Origin of the sequence: Streptomyces sp. NPDC058579, from assembly GCF_042718575.1 — a bacterium.
Lineage (GTDB): Bacteria > Actinomycetota > Actinomycetes > Streptomycetales > Streptomycetaceae > Streptomyces.
The window spans coordinates 308,083-330,836 of sequence record NZ_JBHXPI010000003.1 but is presented as its reverse complement, the minus strand read 5'-3'; the positions used below and the strand labels follow the sequence as shown (position 1 = coordinate 330,836).

Sequence of the window (22,754 nt, the reverse complement as noted above, 5' to 3'; positions counted from 1 at the left end):
GCAATTCCGCCACCGTCTCGCTCGCTTCTTCGACGGCCCCCGTGGTCGACCGCGTGTGTTGTTCCTTCACCAACGCATCCCTTTCCGAATCCATTTCTCACTTACCGCACCCAGCGTGGTGCCGTATCTCTAGAATCGATAGATGCGCAGGTCCTACAACTGCGGGGCAGGGTCGAGGAGTTAAACCATGGCCAAAGCAAGGCGGCAGGACACGTGGGCGTTCTTCGGCCAGGAGCTGAAGGCGCAGCGGGAGACGAAGGAGCTCACGCAGACGGAGCTGGGCGATCTGGTGTTCGTTTCGGGCGGATACATCGGTCAGTTCGAGCAGGGAATTCGGAAGCCGCAGCTGGATGTGGCGCGGCGAATCGATGTGGTCCTACAAACCGGTGGTTTTTTCGAACGGACGTGTAAGCGACTCGTCAACGCCTCGCCGTACGCGTCCTATTTCGAGCCGGTGGTCGAGCTGGAGCGGCTGGCGACGAAGATCTGCGAGTTCGCACCGACGGTGATGCCGGGGTTGTTGCAGACGGCGGAGTACGCGCGGGCGGTGACGCTGGCAGCGAACCCGTTCGCGACGGACGCGTATGTGGAGGAGAAGGTCACAGCGCGACTGGACCGGGCGCAGATCCTCAAGGGCACTACAAGGCCCGAGTATTGGGTGATCGTGCACGAGAACGCGTTGCTCATCCCGGTGGGCGGGGCGGCGGTGATGGCAGCGCAGTTGGAGCACATGGCGACGCTGGCGCGTGAGCGGGTGGCTTTGGTGATGGTGCTGCCGCGCGCAGCAGGGGCGCATGCCTCCATGGCCGGCTCGCTGAAGCTGATGGAGTTCACTGACGCGCCACCAACGGGCTATACAGAGACGGCGTTTTCCGGAACGTTGCTGGACGATCCGGCAGTGGTGAAGCGGGCACAGCGCGCCTACGATCTGCTCAGGGTCGCCGCTCTGTCGCCGGAGGCGTCCCTGGCTCTGATCGAATCGGCGGCGGAGGACTACAGACGATGCGCGAGTACGACCTGAGCAACGCCAGCTGGTTCAAGAGCTCCTACAGCAACGGCGAAGGCGGCGACTGCGTCGAGGTCTCGTACGACTTCGTCGGCGCCGCGTGGCGCAAGAGCTCATACAGCAACGGCGAAGGCGGCAACTGCCTCGAAGTCCTCGACAACGTCCCCCGCGTCGTCCCCGTCCGTGACAGCAAGAATCCCGCCGGCCCCGCCCTCATCGTCCCCGCCGCCGCCTGGGCCGCTTTCATCGCCGAGCTCAAGAGCTGACGCTCTCTCCACCGGCGCCCCTATAGGCACATTCGTATGCCTATACGCCAATACGCTGACATGCTCAGCGCGGCGCCCGAGCGGTCCGCGTGTGCGAATCGAGAATGCCCCCGGAAGCCTGACCGGCTTCCGGGGGCGTCTTGATATCGCTTCACGAGGAGAACGTATGAGTTCTGCGCGCACGACGCGGTCGCCGCTCGGTCCGCTGCCGGGTCGGAGGAGATGGGTGACCGGCGGCGCCATGGCGTCGCTGGCTCTGCTGCTTGTGGGGATGTCGGGTTCCATGGCAGGCGCGGCACAGGGCTTCGGCGGCCCGGCCGGCGACGGCCCGGGAGCCCGTTTGGGTGGGCATGACTGCCGACCTCACCACGGCCACCCGCGGTACCCGGGGCTCGACTTCCTCCACCCGGAGCCCGACGACAGGTGCCCGACCGGCGCCACCGGCGCCACCGGGCCCACGGGCCCGGCAGGTGCCACCGGACCGGCAGGTGCCACCGGACCGGCGGGCGCCACCGGACCGACGGGCGCCACCGGGCCTACGGGCCCGACAGGGCCGACCGGTACGAACGGCACGAACGGCACGAACGGCTCCACGGGACCGGCCGGGCCCACCGGACCGCCGGGTGGCACCGGACCGGCGGGCCCGACGGGAACCCCCGGTGCGGGGGCTGCGGCGCACGGCGTGCAGGAGTTCACCGAGGACGGGACGTTCACGCCTCCCACGGGGGTCACGTCGGTCTTCGTCCAGGCGTGGGGCGGCGGAGGCGGAGGCGGGGGTGGCGGCGGAGGCGCGAGCTTCCCGAGCGCCGGCTTCGGCGGTGCGGGCGGCGGAGGCGGCGGCGGAGGCCTCGTCTGGTGCGCGATCCCCGTCACCCCCGGGCAGAACTACGCGGTGGACACCGGTGACGGCGCCGGACCCGGAGCCGGCGGCGGAGGAGGCACCGACGGAGGCGTCGGCACGGTCGGCGACACGGGGAGTACCGGCGCCGCGACGACCGTGACCGCGCCCGACAGCACATCACTGCTCTCCGCCGCGGGCGGCACCGGTGGCGGCGGAGGAGGCGGGGGCGGAGCGAGCGCTCCCGGCGCGCCGGGAGCCGGAGGCGCCGGCGGCAGTGGCTCGTGCTCTACGGGCGGCGTGATCAGGTCGGGCACGGCCGGCACGACCACCGTGAGCACCACCCCCGGGACCGGCGGCGGGGTCGCCGCCGGAATCATCTCCCTGCCGGCGGGGACGGGAACGGGCGGCAACGGAGGAGCCGGCGGCGCGCGAGGGCCCGTCACCATTCCCCCCGAGCCCTCCCAGCCCGGCGGTCCCGGTCTCGTCGGCACTCCCGGCGCCGACGGATACGCCGTGATCTTCTGGTAGACGCCCGGCAGCAGCGGCCGTACCGTCGCCCCGCCCCACCCGTGGGCCGGGGCGACGGTGCGCACCGCGGCGGCCGGGTTGCAGCTTCCCTTTGAGGGGGCCGGCCAAGGTGAGCCCAAGAGGGGCAGTGGAATGACCTTGAAGGTCTGCGCTGCTGCTCTCGCGGATCTAACACCGGGGGCCGGACCGTCTTGCCTAAGCCGCGGCCTCGGCAAAGACGTGGCGGAGGCCGCCCGCTGAGCCGGCCTCAGACATCCCGGCGCCGCACGACCATCACGGCGACGGCCACCGAGACGAGCGCCCATGCCGCGAGCGCGGTCCAGGAGCCTGTGATCGTGGCCGGATATTCGCCCAGGCTGGTGTGGCCGTCGGGGTTCAGCGACAGCCGGGCCTGCGCGGCCAGCGGCAGGTGGTTGCCGATCTCCTTCAACAGCCGGTACCTCTCGCCACCGAAGAGCATGGGCAGGATGAAGAGCGCTCCCACGACGGCGACGATCGAGGCCGTGGCGTGTCTCAGGACGGCGCCGAACGCCATGCCGATGAGCGCGCAGACCGGGATGACCAGCGCGTATGCCGTGACGGCCCGCAGACAGCCGGGGTCGTGGATGGAGAGCCCGACGTGGCGGGAGCCGAGCATCGCGTTGGTGGTGAAGAACGACGTCACGGAGACGATCACACCGAGGACGAGCGTGATCGCCGCGACGAGGACCACCTTGGCCGTGATCACCGCGCGCCGGTCGGGGACGGCGGCGAGCGTGGTGCGGATCATTCCGGTCGCGTACTCGCCGAAGACCGTGATGGCGCCGAAGCTGGCCGCCGCCAGTGCCATGACGTCGGCGGCGATGCTGCTCAGGCCGTGGAACAGCGGGTCGTACTTGTAGGGCGGGAGGCCGGGTAGTGGGGGATGCGGCTGGTCGATGTACGTCAGGTCGGAGTGGACGGCGTTCACGTTGATCGCGATGGCGACGACGGCGCTGAGGGCCAGCACCCAGTAGGTCGACCGGAGGGACCGCATCTTGATCCACTCGGCAGCGAGCAGGTCGGTGAACCTGGCCACCGGTTCGGCGGGGCTCTCGGACGGCCGGGTGCCGGAGAACGTCATGGTGCTCATCGGGCTTCTCCTGCGAGGTATTCGACGCTGTCGGCGGTGAGGGACATGAACGCCGACTCCAGGGACGAGGTGTGGGTGGCGAGTTCGTGCAGCACGATGCGGTGCCGGTGGGCGAGGTCGCCGATCCGGGCCGAGGTCAGACCGGTGACCCGGCCCGCCTGGTCGCTCTCGCGGCGCACCGACGCACCCTCGGCGATCAGCAGGGCTTCCAGGGCCGCCAGGTCGGGCGTGTGCACGGTCACGCCCTGGGAGGCGTTGCGGGCTGAGAAGTGCTCCAGGCTTTCGTCGGCGATCAGCCGGCCCTGGCCGATGACGATGAGCCGGTCGGCGGTGTGCTCCATCTCGGCCATCATGTGACTGGAGACGAACACGGTGCGGCCCTCGGACGCCAGACGGCGGAAGAGGCCACGCACCCACAGCACGCCCTCGGGGTCCAGACCGTTCAGGGGCTCGTCGAACAGGAGCACCGGGGGATCGCCGAGCAGGGCGCCCGCGATGCCGAGACGCTGTTTCATCCCGAGGGAGAACCCGCCGATCCTGCGCCGCGCCGCCTTGGCCAGCCCGACCTCCTGGAGGACCTCGTCCACGCGGGCCGCCGGGATGCGGTTGCCGCGGGCCAGGGCGGACAGGTGTGCCTGTGCGGTGCGTCCGCCGTGGACGTCCTGGGCGTCCAACAGCGCGCCGACGTGACGCAGTCCGCGCGGGCGGTGCGAGAAGGGGACCCCGTCCACGGTGACGGACCCGCTGGTGGGGGTGTTCAGGCCCAGGATCATCCGCAGTGTGGTGGATTTGCCTGCGCCGTTCGGGCCGAGGAAGCCGGTGACCTTGCCCGGCTCCACAGTGAAGGTCAGGTTGTCGACGGCGACGGTGTCGCCGTACCGCTTGGTCAGCCGGGTGGATTCGATCATGGGTCCAAGCTGCCGGGGAGGGCAAGGAGCCGGCATCGGCTGGTGGTTCACACCTGTGAGCCCTGCTGGTAGCCCGGGGGATTACGCCCGTGGGTCAATGCCCCGGCGGGAGCGCGTCGATAGGATCGACTGATGATCGCCACTCCCCGTCCACCCCTGCTCAAACGCGTGCCACCGGGTGTGTGGGTGGCGGCCTTCTGGTCGGCCCTCATCCTGGTACGCACGTTCCAGCGGCCGGACGAACTGCAGCGTCTGCTCCGGTACAACGGCAACATCGAGGACGCACCGCTGCTGGTCACCGCCGTCGTCACGACCCTGGGCGCGCTGTTGCTCTTCCGGGCTCCGCTGGCGGCCGTGGCCATCGCGCTCGCGGGCGCCGTGTTCTCGCTCGGGATGGAGGTGCGGGCGACGCCGGTCGTGCTCTTCCTGCTGGCCGATGCTGCCGTGGGCTACACCGCGGCGACCCGCTCACGGCGGGTCTCGGTCCTCGCGGCCGTGCTCCCGGTCGGCGTGCTGGCCGCGTACACGGTCTGGCGGCTGGGAAGCGGGTACTTCTTCAACCTCTCGGTGCCGGCCGCCCTCGCGTCGACCGTCGTCATCGCCTGGCTGATCGGCAACACGGTCCATCAGAACCGGACGCACGCGGACACGGTTCGCGCCCAGGCCACGCAACAGGCGGTCACGGCCGAGCGGCTGCGGATCGCCCGGGAACTGCACGACATGGTCGCCCACAACATCGGCATCATCGCCATCCAGGCCGGTGTGGGCAGCCTGGTCATGGACACCCAGCCCGCCGAGACCCGCAAAGCGCTGGACGCCATCGAGGCCACCAGCAGAGAGACCCTCGCCGGCCTGCGGCGGATGCTCGGCGCGCTGCGCCGGAGTGACCCGGAGTCCGCGCCGCTGGATCCGCTCCCTGGTCTGGCCGCCCTCGGGCAGCTGGTCGGGAAGACCGCGGCCGCCGGGGTCCGGGTCGACGTCCGGTGGCGTGGGGAGCGTCGCGACCTGCCCTCCGACGTCGACCTGGCAGCCTTCCGCATCGTCCAGGAGTCGGTCACCAACGTCGTGCGGCATTCCGGCACCCGGGACTGCAGCGTCACGGTCGACTACCGCCCCGACGAACTGGCCGTCGATATCGTCGACCTCGGCTCGGGCGGCACCGTCGCAGAGTCCGGATACGGCATCGCCGGAATGCGCGAACGGGTCAGTCTGCTGCACGGCGAGTTCAGCGCCGGGCCGCGTCCGGAAGGCGGCTTCCGCGTGGCAGCTCGGCTTCCGGTGCCTGTGGAGGCAGACCGATGATCCGTGTCGTTCTGGTCGACGACCAGCCCCTGATCCGTTCCGGCCTGCGCGTCCTCATCGCCGACACCCCCGACCTGGAGGTGGCAGGGGAGGCCGGGACCGGTGCCGAGGCGGTGGAACTGGTCCAACGGCTACGGCCGGACGTCGCCATCATGGACATCCGCATGCCCGGCATGGACGGCATCGAGGCCACCCGCCGGATCAACACGGATCCGGAGTCGAAGACCCGCGTCCTCGTCCTCACCACTTTCGACGACGACGAGTACGTCTATGGCGCGCTTCGCGCCGGAGCGAGCGGCTTCCTCGTCAAGGACATGCCGCTGAAGACCATCCTCGACGGGATCAGGGTCGTCGCTGCCGGAGACGCCCTCATAGCTCCGAGCGTCACCCGCCGCCTCATCGAGGAGTTCGCGGCACGGCCCGAACCCGTCGCCACTACCGGCCGGGCGGTGGTCGACGGCATCACCGACCGGGAACGCGAGGTCCTGACCCTCGTCGGCCGCGGCCTGTCCAACACCGAGATCGCCGAAGAGCTCACCATCAGCGTGGCCACCGCCAAGGCCCACCTCGCACGCCTCTTCACCAAACTCGACGCACGCGACCGGGTCCACCTCGTCATCCTCGCCTACGAGATCGGCCTGGTCGCGCCCCCACGGTGAGGTTCACCGGCGGATGACCAGGCCCCTTTGGGCAGCCATAAGACCGGCTTATGGGGTCATAGACAGGGGGCGGGTACCGGCGCGCTTCAGGCGTTATTTAGGGTGACCTAAGTGGCGACACCCATCGCCACGTCGTTTTGCGAAGGGAACCCTGACATGCCCCGCCCCCTCCGGGTAGCGATCGTCGGCGCCGGCCCCGCCGGTATCTACGCCGCTGACGCGCTGCTGAAGTCCGAGGCCGCCAACGAGCCGGGCGTGTCGATCGACATCTTCGAGCGGATGCCGGCTCCCTTCGGTCTGATCCGGTACGGCGTCGCGCCGGACCACCCGCGCATCAAGGGCATCATCACGGCCCTGCACCAGGTGCTCGACAAGCCGCAGGTCCGCCTCTTCGGCAACGTCGACTACGGCACCGATCTGCACCTGGACGACCTGCGCTCGTTCTACGACGCCGTGGTCTTCTCGACCGGCGCCATGGCCGACCGCGAGCTGAAGATCCCCGGCGTGGAGCTGGACGGTGTCTTCGGCGCCGCCGACTTCGCGTCCTGGTACGACGGCCACCCGGACGTCCCGCGCACCTGGGAGCTCTCGGCCGAGAAGGTCGCCGTGCTCGGCGTCGGCAACGTGGCGCTCGACATCGCGCGCATCCTCGCCAAGACGGCGGAGGAGCTGCTGCCGACCGAGATCCCGCCGAACGTCCACGAGGGCCTCAAGGCCAACAAGGCCGTCGAGATCCACGTCTTCGGCCGCCGTGGCCCGGCGCAGGCGAAGTTCAGCCCCATGGAGCTGCGCGAGCTGGACCACTCGCCGAACATCGAGGTCATCGTCAACCCCGAGGACATCGACTACGACGACGGTTCGATCGCCGAGCGCCGTAAGAACAAGCAGACCGACATGGTCGCCAAGACCCTGGAGAACTGGGCGATCCGCGACATCGGCGACCGCCCGCACAAGCTCTTCCTGCACTTCTTCGAGTCGCCGGCCGAGATCCTCGGCGCGGACGGCCAGGTCGTCGGCCTGCGCACCGAGCGCACCGAGCTGGACGGCACCGGCAACGTGAAGGGCACCGGCCAGACCACGGACTGGGACGTGCAGGCCGTCTACCGCGCGGTCGGCTACCTCTCCGACGAGCTGCCCAAGCTCCCCTGGGACGTCGCCAGCGGCACCGTCCCCGACGAGGGCGGCCGGGTCATCGAGGAGGGCGGCGAGCACCTGGCGTCGACGTACGTGACCGGCTGGATCCGGCGCGGCCCCGTCGGCCTCATCGGCCACACCAAGGGCGACGCCAACGAGACGGTCGCGAACCTGCTGGACGACTTCGCCCACGACCGGCTCCTCACGCCCGCCAACCCGGAGACGGACGCGGTCGTCGCCTTCCTGGAGGGCAAGGGCATCACGTACACGACGTGGGAGGGCTGGTACGCCCTCGACGCCGCCGAGAAGGCGCTGGGCGAGCCGCAGGGCCGCGAGCGCGTGAAGATCGTCGAGCGCGAGGACATGCTCCGCGCGAGCGGTGTCGAGCTGGGCTGACCCCGCCCCGCAGACGTAGTACGTACTAGTTACGAACGGGCCCGACGCGTCTCGCCGCGTCGGGCCCGTTCCGTCGAGCCGCCCTACCCTGGAAGCATCCGGGAAGGGAAGTGAGCGGCGATGGCTGCCGTCCCCGTCGTCCAGGCAACCGAACGACAGGCCACCGACCACGCGACCGTCGTCGCGCGGGCGCGGGACGCGGCGGCCCGGGACGCCTGGGCCGAGGCGTACGTCCTGCTCACCGAGGCCGACCGGCACCCCTCCGGCGCCCTCTCCCCCGGCGACCTCGACCTGCTCGCGGACGCCGCGTGGTGGACCGGACACGTGGACGAGTCGGTGGCCGCGCGGCTGCGGGCCCACGCGGCGTACGGAGCGGCGGGCGACCACCGGGGCGCGGGGGCCGTGGCGTGGTGGCTGCACTTCGAGTACCGCTGCCTGGGCCGCCCCGCGGCCGCGGCGGGCTGGCTGCACCGGTCGCGGCACCACCTGGAGCACGTACCGGACTGCCCCGAACAGTGCTTCCTCGCCTGGACGGACGTGGATGAGGCCATCGAGCACGGCGACCCGGCCGCGGCCCTGGCCGCCGCACGCCGCATGACCCACATCGCCGTCGCGTCGGGCGACCCGGGCCTGGTGGCCCTGAGCAGCCAGACCGAGGCGGCGGTACTCCTGGCGGAGGGCCGGCGTGCGGAGGGCATGGCCCTGCTCGACGACGCGATGGTCTCGGTCCTGGCGGGCGAGCTGAGCGGCATGTACACGGGCATACTCTTCTGCCTGGCTCTCAGCCAGTGCATGGAGGCGGCGGACCTCGCCCGCGCGGTGGAGTGGACGGACGCGGCGATGACCTGGTGCGAGGCGCCGTGGTCCCAGCACGTGCGGCCGCCCGAGGCGACAAGTGCGGCGGGTGTGGCGGGTGTGGCGGGCGTGGAGCACGCGCCCGGGTCCTTCACGGACAACCCCTTCCGGGGCCTGTGCCGGATCCACCACGTCGAGGTGCTCGACCTCCTCGGGGCGTGGACGCTCGCCGAGGACGAGGCCGGGCGGGTGTGCGGCGAGGTGATGGTGGACAGCCTGGACGTCGCCGCCGAGGCGTACTACGCGGCCGGCGAGATCCGGCGCCGCCAGGGCCGCCTGGACGCCGCCGCCCGCGCGTACGCGCACGCCCACGAGCTGGGCAGGGTCCCGCAGCCCGGCCTCGCGCTGCTGCGGCTCGCGCAGGGCAAGGCGGACGCGGCCGTGACCGGTCTGCGGCTCGCCCTCGCCTGCGACCCGCGCCACGGGCTCCTGGGCCGGGCCCGGCTGCTCGCCGCCCAGACGGAGGTCACGCTGGCCGTCGGGGACGTGGCCGGGGCCGACGCGGCGGTCGTGGAGCTGGAGGGGCTCGCCGGGACCGGGGGCGTACCGCTCCTGACCGCCATGGCCGACACCGCGCGCGGCGCCCTCGCGCTCGCCCGGCACGAACCGGCCCTCGTTCCGCTGCGCCGCGCGCTCGCGGGCTGGCTGGAGCTGCGGGTGCCGTACGAGGCCGCGCAGGTACGGATGCTCCTGGCCGCCGCCAACCGCGCGGCCGGGGACGAGGAGGCCGCCCGCCTGGAGCTCGTGGCGGCCCGGGCGGCCTTCGAGCGGCTCGGCGCGCTCCCCGACGCCCGCCGCGCGGCGGCCCTGCTGACGGAGCGGCGCCGCCACGCGCTGCCCGGCGGCCTGACCGCCCGCGAGGCGGAGGTGCTGCGGCTGGTCGCGGAGGGTGGCACGAACCGGGAGATCGCCCAGGCCCTGGTCATCAGCGAACACACGGTCGCCCGCCACCTGAACAACATCTTCGCCAAGCTCGACGTGACGACCCGCACCGCCGCCTCGACGTACGCCCACACCCACCACCTGGTCCCGGCGCCCCTATAGGCCGTTTCGCCCATGCCCCGCCCGCCCCTTGATGTGGGTGGTTCGGGCGATGCCCGGCCCCGGTCCCCCGGCCTAGAACGGGTGCATGGACACCACCGACCCCCTCACCCTCACCACGAACTCGCTGGAAACCCTGCGCGGCGCCGTCCGAGGCGAGGTCGTCGTCCCCGGCGACCCCGACTACGACGAGGCCCGCGCGGTCTACAACGCCATGCACGACCGGCGGCCGGCCGTCGTCGTCCGGGCCGTCGACGCGGGCGACGTGATCGCCGGCGTGCTCTTCGCCCGGGACCACGGGCTGCCGCTCGCGGTCCGGGGCGGCGCGCACGCGGTCGCCGGGTACGGAACCGTCGACGACGGGCTCGTCGTCGACCTGACCCGGATGCGCTCGGTCCGCGTCGACCCCGTGGCCCGTACCGCCCGGGCCGAGGGCGGCTGCACCTGGGGCGACTTCAACCACGCCACGCACGCCTTCGGCCTGGCCACCACGGGCGGGGTCGTCTCCACCACCGGCATCGCCGGGCTCACCCTCGGCGGCGGCATGGGCAACCTCGCCCGGCGCTACGGCCTCAGCTGCGACAACCTCGTCCAGGCCGACGTCGTGACCGCCGACGGCACCCTCGTCACCTGCGACGCCGAACGGCACCCCGACCTCTTCTGGGCGCTGCGCGGCGGCGGAGGCAACTTCGGCGTCGTCACCTCGTTCGTCTACCGGCTGCACCCCGTCGACGACGTCCTGGGCGGTGTCGCGTTCTACCCGCTCGACGCGGAGGTGGCCCGCCGGTGGCGCGATCTGGTCGCCGACTCACCCGAGGAGCTGAACACGATCTTCGTCATGGTGCTCGGCCCGGACATGCCGTTCCTGCCGGAACGCTGGCACGGCCGCCCGCTCTGCGGCCTCGTGACCTGCTTCAGCGGCCCGCCCGCGGAGGACGAGAAGGTGCTCGCGCTCCTGGACGACCTGGGCCCCGTCGTCGGCCGGTTCGTGGAGCGGATGCCGTACCCGATGGTCAACACGCTCTTCGACGAGGACCTGCCGCCCGGGCTGTACCACTACTGGAAGGGGAACTTCAGCCGCGAGCTCAGCGACGGCGCCATCGACGTCCACATCCGCTACGGCGAGACCCTGCCCTCGATGGAGAGCGACACCGCGATCTTCCCGATCGACGGCGCCTGCCACCGCGTCGGCCCCGAGGAGAGCGCCTTCGCCTACCGCGACGCCAACTTCTCCGCCGCGTTCGGCACGACCCACACCGACCCCGCCGACAACGAGGCGAACATCGCCTGGACCCGCGCCTACGACGAGGCCCTGCGGCCGCACGCCGAGGAGGCCGGCTACGTCAACTTCATGGACACCGACGACCAGGACCGCGTACGGGCCAACTACCGGCAGAACTACGACCGGTTGCGGACGGTCAAGCGCCGCTACGACCCCGGCAACCTCTTCCGCCTCAACCACAACATCGCGCCGTGAGCGGAGCTCAGAGCAGCGTCCGCGCCGTCGCGAGCAGCCGTGCCGTGTCGTCCGCGCAGAGCGCGAGCGCGTTGCCGACGGTGTTCAGGACGTCCCGCTCCGAGGGGCTGTACGCCCCGTCCGCGAGCGCGATCCGCGCGCCCTGGAGCAGGATCGACTCGCGCCCGGAGGCGGCCAGGTGCGGGGCGAGCGGCTCCAGGGCCTCGTGCAGCTCGATGGCGAGGGCCGCGCCCCCGCAGTCCGCGTCCGGCAGGAACCGGCCGGTGTCGGCTTCGAGCGCCTCGACCAGGTCCGTGAGCTGGACGCCGGTGCACTCGTCGTACCCGGCGGCGCGGACGGCCGCGACGGCGGTGTCCACGGCCGTACGGGACGAGGTGCCGCCCGCCGCCAGAACGGCGAGGGCGACGGTGTGCACGGCGTCCCGCAGCATCGCGGCGAAGCGGCTCGTCGTGGGGTGGTCGAGGGCATCGGTGCCGAAGTGCGTGTGACAGCCCGCGCACTCGATGACCGGCCCCGCGTGGCCCCGGGGCAGCAGCGGCACGCCGAGGACGGCGAACCGCCGACGTCCGGTCCGGCGACGGTAGTTGCGGTCCCCGCCGCACTCCTCGCAGAAGAACTCGCCGTCACCGACGGTGTTCCAGGAGGTACGAATGCCGCAGAGGGTTACTTTTCGGCTACGTGACTCTCGGGCAGACAGCACGCCGCACCTCCCTTGACGAACCGGCGACTTTGCCGACGTGGGGAGTGATGTTAGCCACATCCTTGATGCGGCGTCAGCACCCCGTCAGCAGATCGCCACCGACTTGGCCGAGACGCGCCACCGTCAGGAGACCCGCCCGCGCCGCCTGCGCACCGAGTACGCCACGAATACGCCGCCCAGGGCCACGGTCCCGACCGCCACCCCCACGACACCCGGCCCGAACGCGGATCCGGTACTGGCGAGATCACCCTCAGGGGTGGTCGGGGAGGGCGCGGGGGTCGCCGGAGCGCTGCTCTCGGCGGGCGTCGAGGGGGACGCGGACGGCTCCCCCTCCTTGACGCTCGGCTCCTCCGGCTCGGGCTGCTCCGGGACGACGGTCGGCGTCGGCTTCGGCTCCTCGGGCGTGACGGGGTCGCCCGGCCCCGCGTTCTTGGGCAGGCAGCCGGTGAAGGTCATCTGGTGCGTCTCGGCGCCGGGCACGGAGAGCAGCTCCTCGGCGACGACCGAGCCGTTGACGTGGCCGGGGCCGACGCCCTTGCCGCCCAGCTCCACCTTGGCGTTCGGCGCGAGGATCGTGCCCGGCCAGGAGGTGTAGTTCTTCTTCACGCTCTCGGCCTGCGGGAAGTTCCACAGCAGCTCGGAGCGGACCTGCTTGAAGGCCGAGCTGCCCGCCGCGTAGTCGTCCTGGACGAAGCGGCCCGCGGTCTCGTCCCAGAGGTTCACGCCGTACGTGGGGGTGGTGCCCATGTCGTACGAGGTGCCGATCACGTTGACGAGGGTCGTGGCGCCGGCCGGGACCTTGACCGAGATCTCGGCGGCCTTCTGGAGGTCCTCGGCGGCGACGGCGAAGACGTTGAGCTCCTTGTCGGTGCCGGTCAGGAGCAGCCCGTGGGAGCCCTGGGGCACGGTGACGGTGCCGTTGGGCTGGACGGCCGCCCAGCCAGCGGAGAGGCTCCGCAGGGCGGCGAACTCCTTGCCGAAGTCGATCGGGGAGGTCGGGGATGCGCCGCTCGCGTGGCGTCCGTCGACGGCGAAGTCGGCGGTGGAGCGGTCGTCCAGCTTTCCGTAGACGGCGCTGCCCTTGGACACGACGACCTGGTTGGCGTGGAGCGTGCCGCCCACGACGAGGCTGCGGCCGCCGGGGAGCTTCGCGAGGTCGGCGTCGGTGAGCCGGGAGCCGACCGAGAAGCCCTGGCCGGTGGCGCCGTCACCGAAGTACGCGTCCCCACCGACCGCGACCGCGCCCTCGGAGTCGGAGAAGCGGGTGGAGTCCTTCTCGACGAACTCGGCGTAACCACCGGCCGCGCCGAGAGGGGCGCACGACAGCGTGGCCGTCGGGGTGGCGGAGGCGGCCGGGGCCCAGAGCAGGGCGGTGCCGGTGACCGCGAGGACGGCGGCCACGGCGGCGGGCGTACGCATGGAGGAACTCCAGGTCAGGGAGTGCGGAAGGGGGTCGTCCGAGTGGACGAGCCGACCTTCCGGCACTCCCTGATGTGGCGTCAACTACCCGCACATACGGGTAATTGGGGCACCGTCGACGGTTCTCCCTTAAGCCAACCTGAAGGCGTGACCGAGGTCACAGTTTGACTGTTCGGGTCGGCCGATCGTCCGGATCAGCGCGCGGAGCGGTTGACCGCCGAGATGACGGCCTTCAGCGAGGCGCGCGTGGTGTTGGCGTCGATGCCGATGCCCCACAGGACCTGGCCGTCGATGGCGCACTCGATGTACGAGGCGGCCTGCGCGGAGGCGCCCTCGCTCATGGTGTGCTCCTGGTAGTCCAGCAGTCGGGCGTCCACGCCGATCGCCTGCAGGGCGGCGAAGAAGGCGGAGATCGGACCGTTGCCGGAGCCGCTCAGGACGGTGTCGACGCCGTCCACGACCGCCTCGACGGTCAGGGTGTCGGTGCCGTCGGTGTCGGAGGTGGTCTGGCCGGAGCGCAGCTGGATGCGTCCCCAACGAGCGTCGGCGTCGCCCGGGTTCGGCAGGTACTCGTCCTGGAAGACCGACCAGATCGCGGCCGGCGTGACCTCGCCGCCCTCGGTGTCCGTCTTCTGCTGGATGATCTTCGAGAACTCGATCTGCATCCGGCGCGGCAGGTCCAGCTTGTGGTCGTTCTTCAGGACGTACGCGATACCGCCCTTGCCGGACTGCGAGTTGACCCGGATGACGGCCTCGTAGGAGCGGCCGACGTCCTTCGGGTCGATGGGCAGGTACGGCACCGCCCACTCGATCTCGTCCACGGTCTTGCCGGCGGCGGCCGCGTCGGCCTCCATGGCGTCGAAGCCCTTCTTGATGGCGTCCTGGTGGGAGCCGGAGAAGGACGTGTAGACCAGGTCGCCCGCGTAGGGGTGGCGCGGGTGGACCTCCATCTGGTTGCAGTACTCGCTGGTGCGACGGATCTCGTCGATCTGCGAGAAGTCGATCTGCGGGTCGACGCCCTGCGAGAACAGGTTCATGCCCAGCGTCACCAGGTCGACGTTGCCGGTGCGCTCGCCCTGCCCGAACAGGCAGCCCTCGATGCGGTCGGCGCCGGCCATGATGGCCAGCTCGGCCGCCGCCACGGCCGTACCGCGGTCGTTGTGGGGGTGGACGGACAGGCAGATGTACGGGCGGCGGGTCAGGTTCCGGGACATCCACTCGAACCGGTCCGCGTGCGTGGAGGGCGTCGAACGCTCCACGGTGGCGGGCAGGTTGAGGATGATCTCGCGGCCCTCCTCGGGCTGCCAGACGTCACAGACCGCCTCGCAGACCTCCAGGGCGAAGTCCAGCTCGGTGTCGGTGAAGATCTCGGGGCTGTACTGGTAGCCGAAGACCGTCTCGTCGCCCAGCAGCTTGTCCGCGTACTCCATGACCAGCCGCGTGCCGTCGACGGCGATCTGCTTGATGTCCTCCTTCGAGCCGCGGAAGACGACCCGGCGGAAGGTGGGCGCGGTGGCGTTGTACATGTGGACGGTGGCGCGCTTGGCGCCGACCAGGGACTCCACGGTCCGCTCGATCAGGTCCTCGCGGGCCTGGGTCAGTACGGAGATGGTGACGTCGTCCGGGATCGCGCCCTCTTCGATGATGGAGCGCACGAAGCCGAAGTCGGTGTCACTCGCGGACGGGAATCCGACCTCGATCTCCTTGTAGCCCATGCGCACCAGCAGGTCGAACATCGCGCGCTTGCGGGCGGGGCTCATCGGGTCGATCAGGGCCTGGTTGCCGTCGCGCAGGTCGGTCGACAGCCAGCGGGGGGCCTTGGTGACGCGCTGCTCGGGCCAGGTCCGATCGGGGATGTGCACGGCCTCGTACCGGCCGTACTTGTGGATCGGCATCCCGGACGGCTTCTGCGTCTGGGTGGCGTTGGTGATGGGCGTGGGGCGACCGACAGGCTGGGACATTGCGTTGGGCTCCTCGGGTCCAGCGGGAGTGGGGGTCCCCCTGCTCGAGCGAAGTCGAGAGCTTGGGGGAGGCCGACTGGTCGAACGCAACACCAGGTCCCGCGGGGAGGGGGTCGGCCTACGACTACAGGCCCTCGCCGCGGCAGCTAAGGAGAAGCAGCCCGAAACGCATGATGTGCCGCAGCCTAGCTGAGGTCCGCCGAGCGCGGACATCTCGGTCCAGTATGCGGGACGGGCGAGAACGAAAATACGAAAAGGTGACGAATCACTCCATTTCGCGGATCATGGTCGCCTCTAGTGACAGTGGCGTGACCCAGTGCCACATTGCTGGGATGACCTCAGTCTTCTGCACGATCGTGCCCCCGCACCTCCTGGAGCACCTGGCCGCGTCCGACAACCCGGCCGTCGCGGCGACCGCCCGCCGCACCCTGGTCGCCGACGCGGCCAACCGGACCGGCCGCCTGCTGTCCCTTCCGGAAGCGCCCACGGCCGTGGCGCCGGGCGCCGAGTCCGCCCGCCCCCGGCGGACCGTCTATGACGCGCAGGGCGCCACGGAGCTGCCGGGCGTCGCGGTCCGCGAGGAGGGCCGGGAGGCGACCGGGGACGCCACCGTCAACCGCGCGTACGCGGGGCTCGGCGCCACCTTCGACCTCTTCCTGAAGGCCTTCCAGCGGGACTCGATCGACGGCGCGGGGCTGCCGCTCCTCGCGACCGTCCACTACGACCGGAACTACGGCAACGCGTTCTGGAACGGCGAGCAGATGGTGTTCGGCGACGGCGACGACGAGATCTTCCTCGACTTCACGCTCCCGGTGGACGTGATCGGCCACGAGCTGGCGCACGGCTTCACGCAGTACACGGCGAACCTGGAGTACTTCAGCCAGTCCGGCGCGCTGAACGAGTCCGTCTCGGACGTCTTCGGCTCGCTGGTGAAGCAGTACGGGCTCGGCCAGAACGCCGACCAGGCCGACTGGCTGATCGGCGAGGGCCTCTTCCACCCGAACGTCCAGGGGACGGCGCTGCGCTCCATGAAGGCCCCCGGCACGGCGTACGACGACGACGTCCTCGGCAAGGATCCGCAGCCGGGCCACATGGACGACTACGTCCGCACGAGCCGGGACAACGGCGGGGTCCACATCAACTCCGGCATCCCGAACCACGCCTTCTACCTGGCGGCCACGGAACTGGGCGGCAAGGCCTGGGAGCGGGCCGGCCAGATCTGGTACGACGTGATGACCGGCGGCACGCTCACCCCCGAGACCCGCTTCACCGAGTTCGCCACGGCCACGGTCGCGGCGGCGAAGGCCCGCTACGGCGACGGGGCGGAGATCCAGGCCGTCCTGAAGGCCTGGTCGGCCGTCGGCGTACCGACGGACTGATAGACCTGCCCCATGCGTATTCGAGTGCGGCGCACGGGCGGTTTCGCGGGCATCGAACGGTCGGCCGAGGTGAACACCTCCGGCCGACCGGACGCCGGGGAGTGGCACACCCTGGCCGCCACGGTCGTCCGGGAGGGCGACGGTGGCGGCGACACGCGGGGCGTCCGGGACGGCTTCTCGTACGAGATCACGGTCGACGACGAGACAATGCGTTGCTGCGACCCCAGCCTGACGGAGTCGCAGCGGACACTGATCGAGAAGGTCCTGAAGGAAGGCGCCTAGCCTTTTGCGGCTAGGTCTTTACGGCTAGAAGCCGAGCTTCCGCAGCTGCTTCGGGTCGCGCTGCCAGTCCTTGGCGACCTTCACGTGGAGGTCGAGGAAGACCGGGGTGCCGAGGAGTGCCTCGATGTGCTTGCGGGACTTCATGCCGACCTCCTTCAGGCGGCTGCCCTTCGGGCCGATGATGATGCCCTTCTGGCTGGGGCGCTCGATGTAGACGTTCGCGTGGATGTCGAGCAGCGGCTTGTCCGCCGGGCGGTCCTCGCGGGGGATCATCTCCTCGACCACCACCGCGATCGAGTGCGGCAGCTCGTCCCGTACGCCTTCGAGGGCGGCCTCGCGGATCAGCTCGGCGACCATCACCATCTCCGGCTCGTCCGTGAGGTCGCCCTCCGGGTAGAGCGGCGGGGACTCCGGGAGGAGCGGGATCAGCAGGTCGGCGACCAGCTGGACCTGCTTGTCGCCGACGGCCGAGACCGGCACGATCTCGCGCCACTCGAAGCCCAGCTCCTTGGCGAGCTGGTCGACGGCGATGAGCTGCTCGGCGAGCGTCTTGGAGTCGACCAGGTCGGTCTTGGTGACGATCGCGACCTTCGGGGTCTTCTTGATCCCGGCCAGCTCCTTGGCGATGAAGCGGTCGCCGGGGCCGAGCTTCTGGTCGGCGGGCAGGCAGAAGCCGATCACGTCGACCTCGGCCCAGGTGGTGCGCACGATGTCGTTCAGCCGCTCGCCCAGGAGCGTGCGCGGCTTGTGGAGACCGGGCGTGTCCACCAGGATCAGCTGCGCCTCCGGGCGGTGCACGATGCCGCGGACGGTGTGCCGGGTGGTCTGGGGCCGGTTGGAGGTGATCGCCACCTTCTGGCCGACCAGAGCGTTCGTGAGGGTGGACTTGCCCGCGTTGGGGCGGCCGACGAAGCAGGCGAAGCCGGCCCGGTGGACGGCTTCGGATTCTTGGTTACGAGCGCTCATGGGGGCCATTGTCCCCGATCCCGGCCCCCTCACGTACCTCAGTGCCCGGCGGAGCCCGCTCGGCCCGCCTGGACCCGCCGTGCGCGGAGCGCGATCAGGGCCACGACTCCCCCGACGAGCACCACCCCGGCGGCCAGCCACGGCAGCGCGAGGAAGGAGGCCCGGCCGGACTCCCGTACGTCCTTCGCGGTGGCCGTGAGCGTCACCTCGCCCCAGTCGAACTGCGGCGAACCCGTCCACCGCTCGGTCAGCCGGATCTTCTGCCGGGGCAGCAGCTCGGAGGGGATCTTCGCCAGGTCGCGGGCGAGCAGGGTGCGCCCGAAGACGCCCTCGGCGCGCAGGGCCACCTTGGGATTGAGGGTCACGTTGCCGCGGTTGTGGAGCGTGTACGAGATGACGGCGGTGGACGAACCCGCGCCGGGGACGAGCGGCCGGTCCTGGTCGAGGGTGACGTCCTCGACGGCGAGGGCCGGGACGGTCGGGCCGTTGACCCGGAGGTAGACCCGGGCCCCGACCGCGCGCTGGACACCGACGGCGACCGAGCCGCTGCCCGCCTCGATCCGCTCGTCGAGAGCGACGACGGCGCCGGGGTGGTCGCCGGGCTCGGCGTCCTCGGGGACGGTCAGGGTGTACGGCACGGTGACCTTGGAGCGGGGCGGGACGGTCACGCGGGCGCGCTCGGGTTTGATCCAGGCTCCGGCGCCGGTCTGCTTCTCCTGGCTGGTGCGGACGGCGAAGCCGCCGTCGCGCTCGGTGTTGTACGCGTCGGCTCCGTAGAGCCGGAAGGTCAGTGGGGCCCCGGTCTTGTTGGCGACGGTGACCTGGTCCTTCACGGTCGTGCCGGGGTCGGCGGAGAGGTAGAAGTACGGCCGGCTGCCGAGCTCGGATGCGGCCGGGTAGACCGCCCACTCGCCGTTCTCGGCGGCCCGGGCGGCCGGGGCCACCGCCACGCCGATCAGCGTGAGCGCCGCCGCGAGGAGGAAGACGTACAGCTTGCTGCGCACGGTGCGGAACCCCCTGTGGCTCGGAGCGGGCCGACCGGGTGCGCGCCCGGCCCGCTGTGTGCGTACTGCGGATCAGCTGAGCGTGAGCGTCAGGACGCCCGCGTACGCACCGGGCGCGGTGAACGCCGGGACGTCGAGGGAGACCTTGGCGTCGACGGTGAACTCGCCGCCGGTGAGCGTGCCGTTCGGCGTCGAGGCGAGGGTCGCCCCGCCGCTGCCGACCGCGCCGGCCGAGCCGGGTACGCAGGTGCTCGGGCTGCCGGCCTTGGTGGTGCAGGCCGGGGTCCAGCTGAGCGCGCCGGCGCCGATGGAGCCGCCGGGCCCGGTGAAGTCGGTGACCTTGCCGGTCAGGGACCAGCCCGCGGGGCCGCCGCGGAAGTCCTTGACCGTCACCGTCTTCAGGTCGCCGGTCGCCGCGCCGCCCTGACCGAAGTCGACGGACGACAGCTGGACGGCGTCACCGGCCTGGGTCATCGACAGTTCGCCCGCCGTGACCGCGGCCGTGAGCTTCTGGCTGTTCGGCGGCTGCGGGGTGTCGTCGATGACGGTGTACGCGGCCGGTCCTGCGCCCTTCTCCGGGTCCCAGGCCGCCCCCTCGTACGCCACGATCCCTGTGGTCGCCTTGTCGTTGACCTTCAGGCGGGCGACGAAGCCGCCCTCGCTGTCGGTCGTGACGGTCATCTTGTCGGCGGTCTCCGCCCCGCCGGCCCGGCCGACGACGGTGACCTCGGCGAGCGGGGTGAACTTGGCGCCGGTCACGGTGACCCGGACGCCGGGTGCGCCGGAGGCCGCGCCGAGCGAGACGTTCCGCTCGTTGGCGCCCGGCTGCGCGCTCGCGACGACCGTCTCGGAGACGGGCGCGGGCGGGTTGAGGACCGAACAGGGGGTGTCCAGCTCCATGATGTAGCTGGTGTGGATGTTGTAGTCACCGGGCGAGAGCGTGATCGAGCCGGGCGCGGTGACCGTGAACGTACCGGTCATCGAGAACGACGGGAACGTGCCTTTGCCGGGGACCGGCGGGTTCTTCTTCGGCCCGGCCACGGTGACCGCGCCGGACTGGGCGCCGCCGAGGGTGACCTTGCCGGTCGGGGTCATGATGTCGGCGGGCAGGGCCAGGTCCACGGGGTTCGAGGCGGCCGGCTTGGTGATCGTGTACGTCACCGTGACGGTGTCGCCGACCTTGGGCGTGGCCTTGTCGACCGTGATCTGGGCCTTCGTGATGCCCTCGATGGGCGGGATGCCGGCGATCGGCGGCGGAACGCAGCGGGTGGGGAATTCCACCTCCTGCGACGCGGTCCCCAACGCGCCGGCCGGAGACGCCAGCGCGCCGCCCGCTGCGAACACGAGGGCCGTGGCCCCGAGAGCGGCGGTCCAGCGCCGTCTTCGGGTCCGGGTCCGGGTGGGCGAAAGTGCCATGTGTGCCCCCTCCTGAGGGATGAGAGGGCGCCATTGACGGCTGCGGGCCAGGAGAAGTCAATGGAATCGAAATGCACCGACTGATGACCCATCAGATACTGTCAAGATCGACGTTTCACCTGGTCACAGGGGGTACCACGGGAGGGTCGGGACGGGCGCAGCACAGGTACCGGCGCCGCCTGTGGCGACGCCGGTGAAGGAACGGAGGAGCAGGTCGCGCTAGAACACGAACGGGCCGGGCGACTGCGAGGTGACCGCGTCGCAGTTCACGGTGACACCGAAGATCGTCATCGTCAGCGCGGTGCCGGCGAAGTACGAGTTGAGACTGTCACCGATGGCCACCGTCCCGTTGAGGGGACCGATGGTGACGGACTGCTGCGCCGCCAGCGCCGGGTTCTTCTGGCCGCTGAACACACGGGTGCCGCCACCGCCCTTGGCCATCGTGAGCTGGGCGTTGATGGTGTCGGCGCCGACCGCGACCGGCGTCTTGACGGCCGAGGTGAGGGTGATCGTCGCGGCGGTGCCGCTCTGCGTGGCCTGGAGGGTGGCGAGCCCGCCGCCCCAGATCCCGCAGTCGTACGTGGCGGTGGCGGTGCCCGGCGTCACCGCGCCGGCCGCCGGGGCGAAGGCGAGAGCGGTCGCGGCGAGCGCGCCCGCGAGGACCGCGCCGATGCCTAACCCGCCTCTGCTGATGCCTCTCATGTGGTCGTACCCCTTCCCGATGAAGCACGCAGGGGTGCGGACGCTGCGTGAAGGCGTGAATCTGACGGTCCGTCGGACCGACCGCTGCCATTGATGCGCAACGGGCCGAGGAAGACAAGAGACGTTTCGTTGATTCTTCACAAACACACAAAGGGGGCCCGGCACGCTGCCAGGCCCCCTTCTGTTCAGCTGTGGAACTGCCTCAGCCCGCCGTGACCGCCGCGCGCAGCTGCCCGTCGGGCCCGGCGAGCAGCACCGGGGTGTCCGGCCCGCCGAGGTCGCGTACCGCCGCGCGGTCCTCGTCCGAGGCGGCGTCGGCGGTCGAGACGACGGCCGCGGCCTCCAGGGACTGGGCCCCGCTGGCCACGGCCATCGCCACGGCCGTCTGGAGCGCGCTCAGCTTGAGCGACTCCAGGGCCACGGTCCCGGCCACGTACGTGCGGCCGGTCTCGTCCCGTACCGCCGCCCCCTCGGGCACACCGTTACGGGCGCGGGCGCTGCGCGCCAGCGTGATGATCTTGAGGTCCTCGGCGCCGAGGTCGCCGTGGTCGGGCTGAAGTGTCATGGACCGAGGATAGGTCGGCGGGCGGGATCAGCTCTTGGCGCCCTTGACGAACTTGTCGGTGGCGATCTTGGCGAGCGCGTCGAATTCCTTGCGGCCGGAGGCGGCGGCCGGGTCGTGCGCCAGCCGGATCACACCGGTGCCCTGGCGGGCTACCAGCAGGTTCACCTCTGTCGCATAATCGAAGTCGGGGATGCTCAGCTTCACCCGCAGGGCGTGGGCCTCCTCGGCCCCCTGCGGCGCGGTGAGCTTCTCGACGGTGGCCTGCACCTTCATGTCCTCCGCCGTGGCGCCGAATCCGGTGCAGCTCTCCAGGGCGCCGCCCAGCTTCGTGACGAAGTCGGTGGCACCGGTGCCCGCGAATGTCAGGACCTCCTGGTTGAGCGTGGTGCCTGCGCCATGCTCGAAGTCGCCCGAGGCACCGAGCGTCGCGCCGGACAGTTTGTCCGCGAACAGGCCCCCGATCGGCAGACACTCGGCCTTGTCGACCTTGGTGAGCCTCGGGCCCTTCTCGGCCTTGACGGCCCTCCAGGCCGACGGCAGGTCCTTCAGCTCCAGGACGCCGGCCTTCATCTGCGCGGCCGTCAGCGGCGTGGCGGCGGCCGGGGCGGCCGACGTCGTCTGCGAGGCGGCCGGCTTGTCGGCGGACGCGTCCTTCTTGGTGTCGTCCTGGGCCTCGCCGCCACCGCACGCGGCGACGAAGGCGAGAGCGGAGACGGTGAGGGCCGCGGCCAGACCGTGGCGGATGCGCGTACGCATGATTGGAGCCCCTTGTGGGTGCGAGCGGAACGGTACGACCGACACCGGTAGGGGGACGTACGGCCGGAACGCCAGGAGAA

General features: G+C 71.2%; 21 protein-coding genes. 10 read left to right on the top strand and 11 right to left on the bottom strand.

All coding sequences use genetic code 11. From position 1 onward, the window contains the following. Nucleotides 1-187 precede the first annotated feature (187 nt). The 3 genes from ACFWRO_RS06740 to ACFWRO_RS06730 all read left to right on the top strand — a co-directional run bounded on the left by ACFWRO_RS06740 (nucleotide 188) and on the right by ACFWRO_RS06730 (nucleotide 2,641). Nucleotides 188-1,021: a Scr1 family TA system antitoxin-like transcriptional regulator gene (locus ACFWRO_RS06740; protein WP_384505237.1), complete on the top strand. Its 834-nt coding sequence runs from the start codon at nucleotides 188-190 to the stop codon at nucleotides 1,019-1,021. Next, on the top strand, nucleotides 1,003-1,272 hold the full coding sequence (locus ACFWRO_RS06735) for a DUF397 domain-containing protein (protein ID WP_384505235.1): 270 nt from the start codon (nucleotides 1,003-1,005) through the stop codon (nucleotides 1,270-1,272). The genes ACFWRO_RS06740 and ACFWRO_RS06735 overlap by 19 nt, the downstream gene beginning before the upstream one ends. A 166-nt stretch (nucleotides 1,273-1,438) precedes the next feature. After that, nucleotides 1,439-2,641, top strand: a complete 1,203-nt coding sequence (locus tag ACFWRO_RS06730; RefSeq protein WP_384505232.1) for a hypothetical protein — start codon at nucleotides 1,439-1,441, stop codon at nucleotides 2,639-2,641. A gap of 247 nt (nucleotides 2,642-2,888) precedes the next feature. Here the strand turns inward: ACFWRO_RS06730 and ACFWRO_RS06725 are convergent, their stop codons facing one another. Next, nucleotides 2,889-3,752, bottom strand: a complete 864-nt coding sequence (locus tag ACFWRO_RS06725) for an ABC transporter permease (RefSeq protein ID WP_384505230.1) — start codon at nucleotides 3,750-3,752, stop codon at nucleotides 2,889-2,891. Then, the gene (locus ACFWRO_RS06720; RefSeq protein ID WP_384505228.1) at nucleotides 3,749-4,660 is read right to left on the bottom strand and encodes an ABC transporter ATP-binding protein; all 912 of its coding nucleotides are present in this window, start codon (nucleotides 4,658-4,660) and stop codon (nucleotides 3,749-3,751) included. Before ACFWRO_RS06720 ends, ACFWRO_RS06725 begins: the two co-directional genes overlap by 4 nt. A 132-nt stretch (nucleotides 4,661-4,792) precedes the next feature. Here ACFWRO_RS06720 and ACFWRO_RS06715 point away from each other — a divergent pair, with 132 nt between their 5' ends. From ACFWRO_RS06715 to ACFWRO_RS06695, 5 genes are all read left to right on the top strand, one after another. Further along, nucleotides 4,793-5,962 (top strand): sensor histidine kinase, encoded by a 1,170-nt coding sequence (locus ACFWRO_RS06715; RefSeq protein WP_384505224.1) that lies wholly within the window; start codon nucleotides 4,793-4,795, stop codon nucleotides 5,960-5,962. Beyond that, nucleotides 5,959-6,621, top strand: coding sequence for a response regulator (locus ACFWRO_RS06710; RefSeq protein ID WP_384505221.1), 663 nt, complete (start codon nucleotides 5,959-5,961; stop codon nucleotides 6,619-6,621). Before ACFWRO_RS06715 ends, ACFWRO_RS06710 begins: the two co-directional genes overlap by 4 nt. Before the next feature lie 156 nt (nucleotides 6,622-6,777). Continuing rightward, a complete protein-coding gene (locus tag ACFWRO_RS06705) occupies nucleotides 6,778-8,151 on the top strand; it encodes an FAD-dependent oxidoreductase (RefSeq protein ID WP_384505218.1) in 1,374 nt (457 codons plus the stop codon). Between the two features lie 120 nt (nucleotides 8,152-8,271). Further along, nucleotides 8,272-10,050: a response regulator transcription factor gene (locus ACFWRO_RS06700; protein ID WP_384505215.1), complete on the top strand. Its 1,779-nt coding sequence runs from the start codon at nucleotides 8,272-8,274 to the stop codon at nucleotides 10,048-10,050. Between the two features lie 85 nt (nucleotides 10,051-10,135). Next, nucleotides 10,136-11,524 (top strand): FAD-binding oxidoreductase, encoded by a 1,389-nt coding sequence (locus ACFWRO_RS06695; protein WP_384505212.1) that lies wholly within the window; start codon nucleotides 10,136-10,138, stop codon nucleotides 11,522-11,524. A gap of 7 nt (nucleotides 11,525-11,531) precedes the next feature. On the opposite strand, the gene ACFWRO_RS06690 is transcribed toward ACFWRO_RS06695, so the two are convergent. From ACFWRO_RS06690 to leuA, 3 genes are all read right to left on the bottom strand, one after another. Further along, entirely contained in the window at nucleotides 11,532-12,224 is a 693-nt protein-coding gene (locus ACFWRO_RS06690; RefSeq protein ID WP_384505210.1) for a TerB family tellurite resistance protein, read from the bottom strand. A 123-nt stretch (nucleotides 12,225-12,347) separates the two neighbouring features. Beyond that, nucleotides 12,348-13,643 (bottom strand): choice-of-anchor A family protein, encoded by a 1,296-nt coding sequence (locus ACFWRO_RS06685; RefSeq protein WP_384505207.1) that lies wholly within the window; start codon nucleotides 13,641-13,643, stop codon nucleotides 12,348-12,350. Between the two features lie 194 nt (nucleotides 13,644-13,837). After that, complete coding sequence (gene leuA, locus ACFWRO_RS06680) at nucleotides 13,838-15,604, bottom strand: 2-isopropylmalate synthase (protein WP_384505204.1); 1,767 nt, start codon at nucleotides 15,602-15,604, stop codon at nucleotides 13,838-13,840. 332 nt (nucleotides 15,605-15,936) lie between these two features. Between leuA and ACFWRO_RS06675 the strand changes: the two genes are divergently transcribed. Further along, nucleotides 15,937-16,983, top strand: a complete 1,047-nt coding sequence (locus ACFWRO_RS06675; RefSeq protein WP_384505202.1) for a M4 family metallopeptidase — start codon at nucleotides 15,937-15,939, stop codon at nucleotides 16,981-16,983. Nucleotides 16,984-16,995: 12 nt separating this feature from the next. Beyond that, a complete protein-coding gene (locus tag ACFWRO_RS06670) occupies nucleotides 16,996-17,265 on the top strand; it encodes a protealysin inhibitor emfourin (RefSeq protein WP_384505199.1) in 270 nt (89 codons plus the stop codon). Nucleotides 17,266-17,289: 24 nt separating this feature from the next. Here the strand turns inward: ACFWRO_RS06670 and era are convergent, their stop codons facing one another. The 6 genes from era to ACFWRO_RS06640 form a co-directional block, all read right to left on the bottom strand. Then, the gene (gene era, locus ACFWRO_RS06665) at nucleotides 17,290-18,240 is read right to left on the bottom strand and encodes a GTPase Era (RefSeq protein WP_384505197.1); all 951 of its coding nucleotides are present in this window, start codon (nucleotides 18,238-18,240) and stop codon (nucleotides 17,290-17,292) included. A gap of 29 nt (nucleotides 18,241-18,269) precedes the next feature. Next, complete coding sequence (locus tag ACFWRO_RS06660; protein ID WP_384505194.1) at nucleotides 18,270-19,235, bottom strand: WxL protein peptidoglycan domain-containing protein; 966 nt, start codon at nucleotides 19,233-19,235, stop codon at nucleotides 18,270-18,272. Nucleotides 19,236-19,307: 72 nt separating this feature from the next. Continuing rightward, nucleotides 19,308-20,651, bottom strand: coding sequence for a beta-xylosidase (locus ACFWRO_RS06655; RefSeq protein WP_384505191.1), 1,344 nt, complete (start codon nucleotides 20,649-20,651; stop codon nucleotides 19,308-19,310). Between the two features lie 219 nt (nucleotides 20,652-20,870). Beyond that, nucleotides 20,871-21,353: a hypothetical protein gene (locus ACFWRO_RS06650; protein ID WP_384505189.1), complete on the bottom strand. Its 483-nt coding sequence runs from the start codon at nucleotides 21,351-21,353 to the stop codon at nucleotides 20,871-20,873. A gap of 202 nt (nucleotides 21,354-21,555) precedes the next feature. Beyond that, on the bottom strand, nucleotides 21,556-21,918 hold the full coding sequence (locus ACFWRO_RS06645; RefSeq protein ID WP_384505186.1) for a cytidine deaminase: 363 nt from the start codon (nucleotides 21,916-21,918) through the stop codon (nucleotides 21,556-21,558). 27 nt (nucleotides 21,919-21,945) lie between these two features. After that, nucleotides 21,946-22,674 carry a hypothetical protein gene (locus tag ACFWRO_RS06640; protein WP_384505184.1) on the bottom strand — a complete coding sequence of 243 codons (729 nt, stop codon included), beginning with the start codon at nucleotides 22,672-22,674 and terminating at the stop codon, nucleotides 21,946-21,948. Nucleotides 22,675-22,754 lie beyond the last annotated feature (80 nt).

Bases quoted from the DNA above. Each gene is read 5' to 3' on its own strand.
- ACFWRO_RS06700 (WP_384505215.1), top strand. From the start codon at position 8,272: ATGGCTGCCGTCCCCGTCGTCCAGGCAACCGAACGACAGGCCACCGAC.
- ACFWRO_RS06740 (WP_384505237.1), top strand. From the start codon at position 188: ATGGCCAAAGCAAGGCGGCAGGACACGTGGGCGTTCTTCGGCCAGGAG.
- ACFWRO_RS06720 (WP_384505228.1), bottom strand. From the start codon at position 4,660: ATGATCGAATCCACCCGGCTGACCAAGCGGTACGGCGACACCGTCGCC.
- ACFWRO_RS06725 (WP_384505230.1), bottom strand. From the start codon at position 3,752: ATGAGCACCATGACGTTCTCCGGCACCCGGCCGTCCGAGAGCCCCGCC.
- ACFWRO_RS06735 (WP_384505235.1), top strand. From the start codon at position 1,003: ATGCGCGAGTACGACCTGAGCAACGCCAGCTGGTTCAAGAGCTCCTAC.
- leuA (WP_384505204.1), bottom strand. From the start codon at position 15,604: ATGTCCCAGCCTGTCGGTCGCCCCACGCCCATCACCAACGCCACCCAG.
- ACFWRO_RS06675 (WP_384505202.1), top strand. From the start codon at position 15,937: ATGACCTCAGTCTTCTGCACGATCGTGCCCCCGCACCTCCTGGAGCAC.
- era (WP_384505197.1), bottom strand. From the start codon at position 18,240: ATGGCCCCCATGAGCGCTCGTAACCAAGAATCCGAAGCCGTCCACCGG.
- ACFWRO_RS06715 (WP_384505224.1), top strand. From the start codon at position 4,793: ATGATCGCCACTCCCCGTCCACCCCTGCTCAAACGCGTGCCACCGGGT.
- ACFWRO_RS06670 (WP_384505199.1), top strand. From the start codon at position 16,996: ATGCGTATTCGAGTGCGGCGCACGGGCGGTTTCGCGGGCATCGAACGG.
- ACFWRO_RS06685 (WP_384505207.1), bottom strand. From the start codon at position 13,643: ATGCGTACGCCCGCCGCCGTGGCCGCCGTCCTCGCGGTCACCGGCACC.
- ACFWRO_RS06645 (WP_384505186.1), bottom strand. From the start codon at position 21,918: ATGACACTTCAGCCCGACCACGGCGACCTCGGCGCCGAGGACCTCAAG.
- ACFWRO_RS06640 (WP_384505184.1), bottom strand. From the start codon at position 22,674: ATGCGTACGCGCATCCGCCACGGTCTGGCCGCGGCCCTCACCGTCTCC.
- ACFWRO_RS06710 (WP_384505221.1), top strand. From the start codon at position 5,959: ATGATCCGTGTCGTTCTGGTCGACGACCAGCCCCTGATCCGTTCCGGC.
- ACFWRO_RS06705 (WP_384505218.1), top strand. From the start codon at position 6,778: ATGCCCCGCCCCCTCCGGGTAGCGATCGTCGGCGCCGGCCCCGCCGGT.
- ACFWRO_RS06650 (WP_384505189.1), bottom strand. From the start codon at position 21,353: ATGAGAGGCATCAGCAGAGGCGGGTTAGGCATCGGCGCGGTCCTCGCG.
- ACFWRO_RS06655 (WP_384505191.1), bottom strand. From the start codon at position 20,651: ATGGCACTTTCGCCCACCCGGACCCGGACCCGAAGACGGCGCTGGACC.
- ACFWRO_RS06695 (WP_384505212.1), top strand. From the start codon at position 10,136: ATGGACACCACCGACCCCCTCACCCTCACCACGAACTCGCTGGAAACC.
- ACFWRO_RS06730 (WP_384505232.1), top strand. From the start codon at position 1,439: ATGAGTTCTGCGCGCACGACGCGGTCGCCGCTCGGTCCGCTGCCGGGT.